The sequence below is a fragment of the Methylobacterium phyllostachyos genome (assembly GCF_900103445.1).
In the GTDB taxonomy this organism is placed as follows: Bacteria; Pseudomonadota; Alphaproteobacteria; order Rhizobiales; family Beijerinckiaceae; genus Methylobacterium; species Methylobacterium phyllostachyos.
This window is the reverse complement of record NZ_FNHS01000003.1, coordinates 346,434-358,352: the sequence shown is the minus strand read 5'-3', so window position 1 is coordinate 358,352 and position 11,919 is coordinate 346,434. Positions and strand designations below refer to the sequence as shown.

Sequence of the window (11,919 nt, the reverse complement as noted above, 5' to 3'; positions counted from 1 at the left end):
GATTGACATGTCCGAGGATACCGAAAAGCACCGGGCGTTGCTCAGTGCTCTCAAGGCCGCACAGGGGATGGGCGATGGCTCCTTCGAGCAGGCTGTCACGGAGGCCTTCGAGCACGTCTTCAACCATCTCGGACGCCTCAACGATCACGTCTCCCTCGGTGGCCCCGATGGCGAAGACCGCCATCTGAAACCCGGCGAGTCGCCGACCCTGCGATAGGCACGGGAGGGCCCGTCCTGGCACTCTGATGAGGTGCGCGCGACGATCACGCCGTCTGCGAGGCCGATCGGCGGACAGCTGGCCGATGCGGCCGGTACAAGCCCCGGTTCGGTCGCGGGTGACGCGCCTGCCCACCCGGTGCCGTCAGGTGCAGACGTCGCCCGTGTGAAGCCAGACATCGTCGGGCCGCGCCGCCTGGGTCTCGCCGGCCGTGTTTTAGGTCCGGACGGCGAAGTCCTGCTGCTTGGCGGACGGTGCAGATTGGAGGTTCACGCGAACGGCGCGTCGGGCTCAAGCGTCGGCTGGATCCAGTTCCGCCCGCCATTGCCTGAGGCATCGATGCGGATGACGGCCCCGCCGCCCGCGATTGCGTGCCCGGCCCGCTCCGGCCGCTATTCGGATGAGGCGATCCGGCGCGACGAATGGACGAGCGCAGCGCGCGGCCAGCGAGGCTTTCTGGCCGGACCGTTCGACGCGCGTGGGTCTGGAGGCACCAGTGCGATTACCGTCGTCACCTTCCTATAGTGCCGTTTAGACGTTCCGAGCAGGCGGACGACCGCGCAATCGTCGGCGGAGTCCGTGCCATCGATCCGTGTGGCGCTCAGGTCCGCGCGAAGGCGTTGTCGTCGGCCGCTCGGGCGGACAGGTTGGATCGAGGGTACTGTCCGCTTCTCCACGAGCTGATTTGGGAGACCGACGGGCTGCTTACCGCCAGCACCGGTCGCATCCGCCGGCTCTGAGCCTTTGTATTCTCGCGCGCTCTTTGGCCGAACGAGTATCCACTTCAGCGGAAAGCGCTGTGATAACGTCTGGCTGGGGTGGATTTCTGCTGTTCCGGTTCCCGGCATGGGTCCGAAGATAGCGGACGCTCGGCGATTGGCCTGAACGGGTTGACTATGGCCTGTCGGTTCGGAGCAAGACCGTAGAACAGCGGACCACCTATCCTCGCCGTCATGCAATCAGGACACGTCGTCTCGCGCGAAGCGGAGGCGGACAATGTCTGGGATGAACACCATCGCCGACGCAACGCAGGGGCGAAGGCCCGGTGGTCGGACGTTACGCCTGTAACCCGATCGCCCACAGGCGAAACGCTGCGGTCATGCGCGGGGGCCAAACACCCGGTCAGGGGCAGAGACGGTCCTTCACCGCCGAGCACGGAACAGTGCAGCGCGTGTGACCGACCAGACGCTGTTCCGTTGCCGTCACGGGGCCCGCATGAAGATCCTCTTTGCCGCTACACCGGCCGCCGGTCATCTGAATCCGCTGCTGGCCATCGCGCGCATGGCCTTGGCCCGCGGCGACGAAGCGCTGGTGGCCACGGCCGGGCATCTCCGCCCGTCCGTCGAAAGATCCGGTGCCCGCTTCCTGCCCCTCGCCCCCGGCGCTGACATCGACTTCAGGCGGATCGAGGACGTGATGCCTGAGCGCGCGAGCCTCCCCCCGGGCCCGGAGCAGCTGCGCTACAATTTCGAGCGTATCTTCCTCGACCCGATGCCAGCGCAGGCTGAGACCCTGCGCGGGATCCTGGCGTCCGAACGTCCCGACATCATCGTCGTCGACGATCTGTTCTTCGGCGCGACGGCCCTGTTCCTAGACGAGGCGACGCCCCGGCCACCCATCGTCGCCTGCAGCATCACGATCATGGTGGCCGACAGGCCGGACGGCGCTCCGACCATGATCGGGTTGCCCCCGGCACGCGACGAGGCCGCCCGCGCGATGTACGCGGCCATCGCGCTCGAAGCCGAACGGGCGTTCGGTGCGCCGGTCCGCGCTTACGCGGATGCCAAACTCGCCGCGATGGGACTGCCGCCGTTGCCGTGTGCGGTGCTGCATTCGCGCCATCTCATGGCCGACGCCTTTCTCCAGACGACCGTGCCGGCGTTCGAGTACGATTTCGGTGGCCTGCCCGACCACGTCCGTTTCGTCGGCGCGCTGCCCCCTCCTCCTCAGCGGGACGCCGCCCTGCCGGACTGGTGGGGCGACCTCGACGGGTCCAAACGGGTCGTGCTGGTAACCCAGGGAACAGTCGCCAACGCCGATCTGGGCGAACTGATCGAGCCGACCCTATCGGCGCTCGGCACGCGCGACGACCTCCTGGTGCTCGTCACCACCGGCCTTCGGCCGATCGGGAACGTGCGCGGACCGATCCCGAAGAACGCGCGTCTTGCCGAGTTCCTCGATTTTGCGGCGCTCCTGCCCAAGGTCGATGTGCTGGTCACCAACGGTGGCTACGGGACTGTGCAGCTGGCTCTGCAAGCCGGCATACCGATCGTGGCGGCTGGACGCACCGAGGACAAGGCCGAGGTCGGCGCCCGTGTGGCATGGTCGGGCGTAGGCATCGAGATCCCATCGCAGAGGCCAGAGGTTCAAGCCCTGCGCGCGGCGGTGGATCGGGTCCTGAGCGAGCCGTCCTTCGGCGAGCGCGCGTGCTCGATCGCGGCGGATATGGCGGCGATCGACACGCCCGCGGCGATCCTTGGAACGCTCGACCGTCTCGTCGCTCAAGCCCGCGCGGCCTGATCCGGTCCAGGATTCCGGGCATCGCGCGAGATCTGCCCGCGGTCCGACGGAGGCGTACCCAGCATCGCGGTATGCAGCCTGCCCCACAACCCGAGGATGCGACGGCAGCCCCGGTTGGCGACGGGTAGCCCCGTTTCCGGTTTCGCATCGTCGGCCGCCTCGGCCGAGACGACGCGCCTGCTCCAGGGCGGGGCGCTGCTGGACCGCCATGACGCGCCGGGCCGACGAGCCGTGGCACGTTTTCGGCTATGCGGAAGATCGGGTCTTCCGACTTCCATCGGGGAGGCCTCGCCCGTATCGGCCAATGGGACGCTCTGGGCGTTGTCTCAACGCCCAGAGCGTACCGGCGTCGATCGGCCTGCGCAGTGCCCGGCGATGGCTCAACGGAAAGCCCGATGTTCCTGAGTATCTTCGATATCTTCAAGATCGGCGTCGGACCGTCGAGCTCGCACACCATGGGGCCGATGCTTGCCTCTGCGCGCTTCCTGGATGCTCTGCGCCAGCGGATCCTCCGCGCAGGCAATACGATTGCGCTGCTGCGCATCGAGGCCGTCCTGCACGGAAGCCTGGCCTTTACCGGCCGCGGACACGCCACCGACCGGGCGGTGATTCTCGGCCTGCTCGGTTTCCGGCCGGATACGCTTGATCCCGACGCGGCCGTGCGTCGCGAGACCGAGCTGCGGGAGAAGGGGCGGATCGACGTCGCTGGGCTACCTCCGATCGCCTTCGATACCGAAGCCGGAGTGGTCTTCGATTACGGGCCGCCCCTGCCGGGCCACGCCAACGGGCTCATCTTCCGCGCGTTCGACGCGACGGGGGATCTGTATCTTTCGGAAACCTACTATTCGGTCGGCGGCGGCTTCGTTCTGACCGCGGACGAGCTGTCGGGGGGCGACATCAAGGCCGTCGATGCCTCCGTGCTGCGCCCCTATCCCTTCGGAAGTGCCGCCGAGATGCTCGCGATGGGCGCGGCGGCGCGGCGCAGCATCGCGGCCATGAAGCGGGCGAACGAAACGGTCAGTCGCAGCGACGCGGAACTCGACGCCGGGCTCGATCGCATATGGGCCGTCATGGACACATGCATCGATCGCGGTCTGTTGAGGGATGGAACTCTGCCGGGTGGCCTGAACGTCCGCCGTCGCGCCCGGCACATCCATCAGGCCCTCCTGTCGGAACGTGGCAGCAACCGCGTCCAGCCGCACGTCGCCAACGATTGGCTGTCGGTCTACGCGATGGCGATCAACGAGGAGAATGCCGGCGGGGGACAGGTCGTGACCGCACCCACGAACGGGGCCGCCGGAGTTGTCCCCGCGGTCATGCGCTACTATCGCGACCACTGCATCGGCGCGAACCAAGCCGGCATCCGCGATTTTCTCCTGGTGGCCGCAGCGATCGGCGGCCTCATCAAGACCAACGCCTCGATCTCCGGTGCCGAAGTCGGGTGTCAGGGCGAGGTTGGCTCCGCCGCCGCGATGGCGGCGGCCGGCTTTTGTGCCGCGCTCGGCGGCACCAACGCGCAGGTCGAGAACGCCGCGGAGATCGCCCTGGAGCATCATCTCGGCCTCACCTGTGATCCGATCCGCGGACTGGTGCAGGTGCCGTGCATCGAGCGGAACGGCCTCGGAGCGATCAAGGCCGTCGCCGCCGCGTCGCTGGCGTTGCGCGGCGACGGCAGTCACATCATGCCGCTCGACAATTGCATCGAGGCCATGAAGCAAACGGGTCGCGACATGAGCGTCCGGTACAAGGAAACCTCGACAGGCGGTCTCGCCGTGAATCTTCCGGAATGCTGACGGGTCGCGCCTGAAGGCGACCGCGCGGTATCCTTCGATGGGCGCCTGTCGACGGTCCCAGCGCTGGCTCTGGGCAATCGATTTGACGCTGGCGCTCGAACGGTCAGTCTCTGCCTTCACGGGCGGCCCGCAATGACAATCAGCAACCCGCGCACCTTGCCGGAGGTACGGTCGCGCGTGGCGACGTCAGTGCGCCGGCCGCTATAGAGGCAGAGGGATGGCGAACAGGCGCAGGACGGCACGCGCCCCGCGTACGGGCTGAACGGCAACGATCCGCGCCGCGCCGGACGTCGCAGACCGCACCACGGCTTCCGAAGCGATGCAGTCGCAGGATGTTGAGCGGGTCATCTGCTCCAGCCGCCGGGCCACGTTGACGGTGTCGCCCACCGCGGTGAACTCGAGGCGTTCCGCCCCGATGGCGCCGACGAAGACCGGGCCGCGATGGAGGCCGATGCCGATCCGGACCGGCGGCAGACCCGCCCGCGCCCGCTCGAGACTCCAAGCCAGCATCGCGGCTGCCAGAGCGCGGGCCGCCGCGACGGCGCGATCCGTATCGTCCGGTGCCGCGCGCGGCACGCCGAAGACGGCCATGACCTCGTCGCCGACGAACTTGTCGACGAGGCCGCCCGCGGCCTCGATCGCCCCCGCGGCGCGGCGGCGGAATTCAGCGAGGAACGCCGCCACATGGCCCGGCGCCAGGGTTTCACAGAGTCCGGTGAAGTCGCGGATGTCAGCGAACAGCACCGTCGCCTGCTGCTCCCAGCCCGCGCGCAGGGTGACGGCATCGGTTTCCGCAACCAACCGGGCCACCTCCGGCGCCGCCAGACGCGCGAGGTTGTCCCGATGTCGGGCCGCGATCCGCGCGGCGGACCGCAGGCGCCGCACCTGCAGCGCGAGCGCCGTAAGGGCAAGCCCGGCGAGGCCGAGGGTGATGGGCTCCGACCCGCTCGCGGATGCGAATCCCATCAGCAGCGGCGCCGGCGCCGCGGCGAGGAGCGCGTTGCCGCAGGCCCCGGTTGCGCGACGGCGGACAGCCTGCGCCAGTTCCGCCGCACGGCGCGGGCGGTTGAGCCAGAACGCCGGGGCTGCCACCGCGGCGGCGACCTCGGGGCGTATCGTCGACATTAGCAGCCCGAGCAGACACGGCCGATGATGCGTTGCGCCCGGAGGTGCTCGCGCTCGACCGTGGGCGAGCGGACGTCCCGGAACGTCCGGTATGGGAGTTGGCGCGACCCTCCGGCGAGGCTCGGCACATCTGGCTGCGCGAAGCGCGGAACCGGTTGTGACCGCACGACGGTCGTGCCCGTGAGGGTCATGAGAAGGGCTACCGCCGCCGCGCCTGCAAGAGGTTTTGTCCGTTTGTAGATCATGATCGTCTGCTCCGGTGCGTGGAGCTTCAGGTTTGAGTTTCCGCAATTGCAAGGTGATTTCAGAAAGACGAAACCCGATGACAGTGGACATGTGGTCTTCTGGTCCGATCACTTGCCGTTCCCGACAGAAAACCTGATTTTCCGTCGGAAGCGATGCGCAGCTGTTCGAGCGGCGCCCGGTCGTTGGGGGCCGAGTGCTACCAGATGAGCTGTGAAGCGGCGGGTCCTGGGTAGATCCGGCGCCCGATCAGGCGGCGACCTGCAGCGGACCGATGCGCCGGATGCAGGCGTGGCCGTGGAGGACCGGCATCGCCCCCGTCAGGCGCAGTCCCGGAGCGAGGCGCATCAGGGCGCCGAGCCCCTCCTCCAGCTCGATCCGGGCCAGGGCCTCGCCGATGCACCGGTGGGCGCCGCCGCCGAAGATCGGCTGCAGGCGTGGAAGATCGGCGCGGCGGATGTCGAACGTGTCGGCATCCCGAAAGGCCGCCTCGTCCCGCAGCGCCGACAGCGTCGAGAGCATGATCATGCTTCCAGCCGGTATGACGATCCCGTCGAGGTCGATCGCCTCCCGGGCGACCCGCCCCGCGGAGCCGACGCTCGGCTCGTAGCGGAGGGATTCTGCCACGGCGGCCGGGATCAGGCCCGGCTCGCAGCGCACCGCGGCCCATTGCTCCGGATGCTGCAGCAGCAGCGCCGCCTGCATGGCGCCGGCGACCCGGGTCGTGTCCGTGCCGCCGATGATCATCTGAACGAGTTGAACAACCACCTCCTCGGCGGTGAGATCGCCCGCCGCCTCGGCCTCCGCGAGGAAGCGCGTCAGGAAATCGTCGCGCGGCGCCGCCCGGCGCAATTCGAGGCCCGTGACGACGTAATCCTGCAGCGCGCTGGCCGCCGCTTCGAGACCGGGGATGTCCTCCGGTTCGAAGGTGAAGCTCAGCACGCGGGAAACCTCGTAGGCGAGGCGCGTGAAGAGGGGGATGTCGTCGTGCGGCAAGCCGAGGATGTCGGCGATGGTCTGGGCCGGGATCAGCGCAGTGTAGCGCGCGACGAGGTCGACCTCCCGGTCTGGCAGCCAGTCCCGGACGAGGCTCTCCGCGGCCGCGCGGATCCGGGGGCGCAGGCCTTCGATCATCCGGGCCGCGAAGGTCCGGGTGAAGGGCGAGCGGCGTCGGCGATGGACCGCGCCGTTGGCGGTGAGCATCCCGTGCGCGAAGATGTCGAACAGCCGCCCCACCGGGATCCCGCGCATCTCGGGGTAGAGCGTCTCCGTCGCCTGCACGCGCGGATCGCGCATCAGCCGGTCGACGTCCCCGGCCCGCAGGACGACGCAGCCCGCGACCTCGTGGCCGACGACGGGCCATTGGCGCCGCCAGGTGCGGAATGTCCCGTGCGGATCGGCCTCCAGTTCGGCCACCGTCAAGGTCGGGACCCCGTCCGGCCACCGGGGCATGCCGGCGCGTTGCGTCGTCTCGTCGGTTCCGTCCATGGACAAGCCTCGCTGCTGTGATGCGCGAGGAGTCTCGGGCGCCCGGGCTACAGGCTGATTTCGTCAGCCCGGCCTATGGTTACAGGCATAATATTCGGCGCGTCCGCGCGTCCGATGTGTGTGCAAGGACACGTCCAAAGCGCCCTGTCGCTCGCCTCGGGCGTCCTGAAATCATGCCGTAACCTGCCCCTCCGAGAACCGCCCCGTGTCACGGGAGACATCCTCATGTGGGCCGAACGAGCGGACGATGACATCTTCGAGGCGTTGCTGAGGCGCACGATCACCGAGACGGTGCTCGCTGGCCTGGATCACGAGAGCCCCGGCGCGACGGACCTCATCACGCGCCTGCGGCACTACGCGTGGCGGGCCTCCCAGGAGCAGCTGAGCCCCCAGACCCTTCAGGTCATCGCGTCGGCCAGACGCCTCCTCGGCGACCGGCCGGGGGCGCGGCTCGACGCGTGACGCGGCGCCGGGCGGCCCCGATACGGGAGGCCGCCCCGGACCCATCCGGCCCGTTCGGACCGCGTGCGCGTCCTAGCGGCCCCGGGCCCTCAGACCCACGGCCAGGAACCGCTCGATCATGGCGTTGACCTGATCGGCCACCTCGATCGTGTTGAAATGCCCCGCGAGCAGCGTCTTGGCGGTGACGAGCTGCGGGCAGAGCGCGCGCAACCGGTCGAGATCCCGCGCCATCTCCACCAGGGGCACGTCCGCCGAGATGTACGCAATGGGGATCCGGCAGGCGCGCGCGGCCGGGACGGGGTCGTGCTGCCGCACCATGCTGCGCAACGCCGCGTGGGCCACGTGCTGCGGCGTCCGCTCGGCCGGGCCGCGGATGAAGGTGTCGAAGAGCGCCTGCCGCCGCGCCGGATGGTCGTAGTCGCACCCGATCGCCCAGGCCGCATCGCGCACCACGGTCCGGTAGTCCGGGCCGCCCACGCCCGCCAGCAGAGCCTCGATCGCCGCGCTGCCCGCCGCGTCGGGCGAGGGCAGGACGATCGTGTCGATCATGACGAGACCGGCGGCGAGCCCGGAATGGCGACCGCACAGCTCCAGGGCCACCGCGCCGCCGAGGCTGTGACCGATGACGACCGGCTTCGCCAGGCCCAGGGTCCGGCACTGCCACGCGATGTCGTCGGCGAAGCCTTCCATCGTGTAGTCCCCCTCGGGCGCATCGCTGGCGCCATGGCCGCGCAGGTTGACCGCCACGACGCGCCGCGTCCGGGCGAAATGCGCGATCTGCGGCGTGAAGACGCCGTGATCGCCGGTCCAGCCGTTGATCAGGAGCAGGGGATGCCCCTCCGGCGTAATTGGACCGGCCTCGATATGGGCGAGCCGGGTGCCGTCGCGGGTGAGGTGGACGGGCTGCCACGGGGGTGGGTTGAAGGCCATGCGGCTTCTCCATGTCGCTGGGAGGGGGAGCGGGACGAGGACGGTCGGACGGCCGGGCGGGCGAGGCCGGCGAAGGCCGCGACCGCCGCGAGGCAGCCGCCGAGCATCACGGCGGCCATCGACTGAGCGGAGCGCCCGTCGAAGAATTGGGCGACGCTATCGCTGGCGACGGCCGCCCCGGCCATCTGCAGGCCGATCGCGACGGCACCGGCGGTGCCGGCGGCCTCAGGCGCCGCCTCCGTGGTGCCGTGGAGGGCGTTCGGCGAGACGAGGCCGAAGGCCAGGCCCATGCCGGCCATGGCGGCGATCACCGGTGCCGCCGCGGGCGGACAGGCCAGCGTATCGGCGAGGAGCAGCGCCGCCAGGAGGGTCGCTCCGGCGAGCCCGGCGCCGATCACCCGGCCGGGGCCGATGCCCCGGGCGGCGAGGCGGCCGTTCAGGGCGGCGCCGGCCATCACAGACAGGGAACTCGCCCCGAAGACGAGCCCGTAGGCCGACGGGCTGAAGCCGAGGGTGCCGATGAACACCAGCGCGGAGCCCGTGATGTATGCGAAGACCGCGCCCGCCGCCGCGGCGTTGCAGAGGGCGTGGCCGAGGAAGGCGCGGCGCGCCAGGATTTCGCGGTACGGGCGCAGGATCCCGACTGGTGCAGGGCCGGACGCGGGGGGCAGGGTTTCCGCGATATGCGGGATCAGCGCCAGGACCGTCAGGGCCGCCACGAGCGGCGCGGCGTGGATCAGGCGCCAGCCGCCGAGATCCATCAGGCCGGCCCCCAGCGTCGGCGCCACCATCGGCACGATGTTGATGGTCAGGACGACGAACGACATCCGGGCGCGTGCCGCCTCCCCGGCGAACACGTCGCGCACCATCGCCAGGGCCGCCATGCCGGGACCGGCCGCCCCGATCCCCTGGACGGCCCGGAACAGCAGGAACTGCGGCAGCGTCCGCGCCGCGGCGCAGCCGATGCTGCCGCCGATCAGGAGGAGGCAGCCGAAGACGATGGCCGGCCGGCGTCCGAGACGGTCCGAGACCGGCCCGTAGACCAGCAGCGCGGCCCCGAGGCCGAGCAGGTAGACCGCCATGGCCGTGCCCATCACGGCGACCGGAACGTGCAGCGCGGCCGCCGTCGCCGACAGGCTCGGCAGGATCATGTCGATCCCGAAGGTCGGGAGTGCCGCGAGCAGCCCGAGCAGCACCGAGAAGGCGCGCGAGTCGGGGCGGATGCGGGGCCGCGCCGGCACGGCGGCTACGCGCGTCACGCCCAAAGCCGGCCTCCGTCGCGGGACGCGGCAACCCGATGCGCGGCGACCATCGCGGCGACCTCGCGGACGAGGCCGCCCGCGTCGAGGTCGGCCCGCACGGCGGCGCCGAGGGTCCCGGCAGCCGTGCGGAAGCCCGGTTCCGCCAGGAGACGGTGGACCGACGCCGCGATCGCGTCCGCGCCAGCCGTCGCGGGCAGGCGCAGGCCGGCGCCGCGCAGCGCGATCCGGGCGGCGTTGTCGGCCTGGTCGCGGGCGAGCGGGATCACCAGCAGCGGCACGCCGTGCAGCAGCGCGCGGCTGACTGTACCGTGACCACCCTGGCAAATCACCAAGTCGGCCTCGGTCATGAGGGCCTCGTGGGAGGCGGTCGCCACCACGCGGAGGGTGTCGGGGGCGTCCAGGGCGTCGGCCTCGACGTTCGGGCCGGTGGTCACGATGGTCTCGGCCTCGACCATACCGACGGCGCGCACGATCCGCCGGAGGAGGTCGGTCTGGTTCTGGGCGCCGGTGCTGCCGGCGACGAGGATGCGCGGCTGGCCTGTTCCGGACCATGTTGTCCGGGCGCCCTGCGACCAGACCGGCTCGTCGAGCAACGGGCCGATGTAGCGGTAATTGGCCGGGAGCATCGCCGTATCGAAATCGAAGGCTTGGCTGATCGCCAGCAGGACCCGCTCGGCCCGCTCGAAATGCGCGAAGGCGCTGGCGACCGGCGGCAGCCCGAAAGCGCGCCGGGCGGCGTTGAGCGCCGGCCGGCCGCTCTCCATCGCCGAGACGATCGCGTCGGTCGCCGCCTGCACTGCGACCCGCTCCGCCTCGGTCCGCGGCGGCGTCAGGCCACTCGCGGCGGGGGGCATGCCGGGCAGCGGACGGATGCTGATATGCGGCGACAGGATCGCATGCGGAAGACCGGCCGCCTCGGCGGCGAGGGCGCAGCCGACCAGCAGGTCGATGCTGAGGACCGCGTCGGTCGGCAGCCGCCGGATCTCGTCGAGCGTGTCCGCGGCGTAGGCGCCCGCCGGGGCGAACATGGCTTGGCGCAGCCAGTCGGCGAGATCCGAGAAGTCGACCGGATCGGCCGCGATCCCGGTCGGAGCCCGGCGCCATCCGACGAAGGGGAAGCGGGCGGCCTCGACCTCGCCGCTCATGGCGGGATCGGCCATGATGCGCGGACGGTGCCCCGCCCGGCGCAGCTGCCGGGCCGCGGTGAGCACGGGACTGAGATTGCCCGTGGTTCCCCACGAGATACATAAGATGTCGAGCGACATGTTCGTGTGTCCTGATCGGTGCGTGCGAGCCGGGCCGGGACGTCAGCCCCGAAGTTCAGCCGCGGATGGACGGATATTCTTGATGTTTACTGCGTCGATCTGCCTTAAAAGACCGTGCGGTCGCTCTGAAGAGTGTGCTAGCGCGAATTTTTTTCGTTGAGATCGCGCAATAAATCGACATAATCCGGATGAATATTGTGAATGCAGCCGCCATGGGCGAAACTGATCACCAGGACATCGAGCAGCCATCGCAGTAAGCTGACGGGCGCCGATCGACGGACTGCGCCCGGCGATGAGGCCAAGCCATCCAGCGCCAGAGACTGGCGCGATCGGTGCCCGATCGGCTTGCCACCGCCCCCCACGTTCGGCCCGTATCGCGACGCAGGCTCCTGCGCCGAACCGGCATCCGCCGCGGCGGAGCGCGCGCGGAGCCGCAACCCGGCAAGGTCAGCGACAGAATCCCTGAGATCAGACCCGGATATGCGGGACTGTATCCGCCTGGATGTGCGGATCTCCGAAATCTTGGCGTCCATCACGATCAGCCCTCCGATGGGAGGAGTTGATCGTGGTATTTGCCAGTTACATCGCCATGTCGGTCCATAAGCGATCTTGTT

At 69.9% G+C, this 11,919-nt stretch carries 10 protein-coding genes; 4 read left to right on the top strand and 6 right to left on the bottom strand.

The window, feature by feature from the left end; all coding sequences use genetic code 11:
• Nucleotides 1-7: 7 nt before the first annotated feature.
• The 3 genes from BLQ49_RS06940 (at nucleotide 8) to BLQ49_RS06930 (ending at nucleotide 4,530) form a co-directional block, all read left to right on the top strand.
• Nucleotides 8-217: a hypothetical protein gene (locus tag BLQ49_RS06940; RefSeq protein WP_091714452.1), complete on the top strand. Its 210-nt coding sequence runs from the start codon at nucleotides 8-10 to the stop codon at nucleotides 215-217.
• Nucleotides 218-1,432: 1,215 nt separating this feature from the next.
• Complete coding sequence (locus BLQ49_RS06935) at nucleotides 1,433-2,737, top strand: glycosyltransferase (protein ID WP_091714549.1); 1,305 nt, start codon at nucleotides 1,433-1,435, stop codon at nucleotides 2,735-2,737.
• Between the two features lie 395 nt (nucleotides 2,738-3,132).
• A complete protein-coding gene (locus BLQ49_RS06930; RefSeq protein WP_091714450.1) occupies nucleotides 3,133-4,530 on the top strand; it encodes an L-serine ammonia-lyase in 1,398 nt (465 codons plus the stop codon).
• Nucleotides 4,531-4,731: 201 nt separating this feature from the next.
• Here BLQ49_RS06930 and BLQ49_RS06925 read toward each other — a convergent pair whose 3' ends face one another.
• Together BLQ49_RS06925 and BLQ49_RS06915 are read right to left on the bottom strand one after the other, a co-directional pair.
• Nucleotides 4,732-5,655: an adenylate/guanylate cyclase domain-containing protein gene (locus BLQ49_RS06925; RefSeq protein ID WP_091714449.1), complete on the bottom strand. Its 924-nt coding sequence runs from the start codon at nucleotides 5,653-5,655 to the stop codon at nucleotides 4,732-4,734.
• Between the two features lie 492 nt (nucleotides 5,656-6,147).
• Nucleotides 6,148-7,386: a cytochrome P450 gene (locus tag BLQ49_RS06915; protein WP_091714445.1), complete on the bottom strand. Its 1,239-nt coding sequence runs from the start codon at nucleotides 7,384-7,386 to the stop codon at nucleotides 6,148-6,150.
• A gap of 225 nt (nucleotides 7,387-7,611) precedes the next feature.
• Here BLQ49_RS06915 and BLQ49_RS06910 point away from each other — a divergent pair, with 225 nt between their 5' ends.
• Nucleotides 7,612-7,848, top strand: a complete 237-nt coding sequence (locus BLQ49_RS06910) for a hypothetical protein (protein ID WP_091714444.1) — start codon at nucleotides 7,612-7,614, stop codon at nucleotides 7,846-7,848.
• A gap of 72 nt (nucleotides 7,849-7,920) precedes the next feature.
• Here the strand turns inward: BLQ49_RS06910 and BLQ49_RS06905 are convergent, their stop codons facing one another.
• The 4 genes from BLQ49_RS06905 to BLQ49_RS28865 form a co-directional block, all read right to left on the bottom strand.
• Nucleotides 7,921-8,778, bottom strand: a complete 858-nt coding sequence (locus BLQ49_RS06905) for an alpha/beta fold hydrolase (protein WP_091714442.1) — start codon at nucleotides 8,776-8,778, stop codon at nucleotides 7,921-7,923.
• A complete protein-coding gene (locus tag BLQ49_RS06900) occupies nucleotides 8,667-10,037 on the bottom strand; it encodes an MFS transporter (protein ID WP_244507478.1) in 1,371 nt (456 codons plus the stop codon). The genes BLQ49_RS06905 and BLQ49_RS06900 overlap by 112 nt, the downstream gene beginning before the upstream one ends.
• The gene (locus BLQ49_RS06895) at nucleotides 10,034-11,305 is read right to left on the bottom strand and encodes a glycosyltransferase (protein ID WP_091714439.1); all 1,272 of its coding nucleotides are present in this window, start codon (nucleotides 11,303-11,305) and stop codon (nucleotides 10,034-10,036) included. The genes BLQ49_RS06900 and BLQ49_RS06895 overlap by 4 nt, the downstream gene beginning before the upstream one ends.
• A gap of 137 nt (nucleotides 11,306-11,442) precedes the next feature.
• Nucleotides 11,443-11,838 carry a hypothetical protein gene (locus tag BLQ49_RS28865; protein ID WP_143012219.1) on the bottom strand — a complete coding sequence of 132 codons (396 nt, stop codon included), beginning with the start codon at nucleotides 11,836-11,838 and terminating at the stop codon, nucleotides 11,443-11,445.
• Nucleotides 11,839-11,919 lie beyond the last annotated feature (81 nt).

Coding starts and splice junctions, on each gene's coding strand:
- BLQ49_RS06925 (WP_091714449.1), bottom strand. CDS start 5,655: ATGTCGACGATACGCCCCGAGGTCGCCGCCGCGGTGGCAGCCCCGGCG.
- BLQ49_RS28865 (WP_143012219.1), bottom strand. CDS start 11,838: ATGGACGCCAAGATTTCGGAGATCCGCACATCCAGGCGGATACAGTCC.
- BLQ49_RS06905 (WP_091714442.1), bottom strand. CDS start 8,778: ATGGCCTTCAACCCACCCCCGTGGCAGCCCGTCCACCTCACCCGCGAC.
- BLQ49_RS06895 (WP_091714439.1), bottom strand. CDS start 11,305: ATGTCGCTCGACATCTTATGTATCTCGTGGGGAACCACGGGCAATCTC.
- BLQ49_RS06930 (WP_091714450.1), top strand. CDS start 3,133: ATGTTCCTGAGTATCTTCGATATCTTCAAGATCGGCGTCGGACCGTCG.
- BLQ49_RS06940 (WP_091714452.1), top strand. CDS start 8: ATGTCCGAGGATACCGAAAAGCACCGGGCGTTGCTCAGTGCTCTCAAG.
- BLQ49_RS06910 (WP_091714444.1), top strand. CDS start 7,612: ATGTGGGCCGAACGAGCGGACGATGACATCTTCGAGGCGTTGCTGAGG.
- BLQ49_RS06935 (WP_091714549.1), top strand. CDS start 1,433: ATGAAGATCCTCTTTGCCGCTACACCGGCCGCCGGTCATCTGAATCCG.
- BLQ49_RS06915 (WP_091714445.1), bottom strand. CDS start 7,386: ATGGACGGAACCGACGAGACGACGCAACGCGCCGGCATGCCCCGGTGG.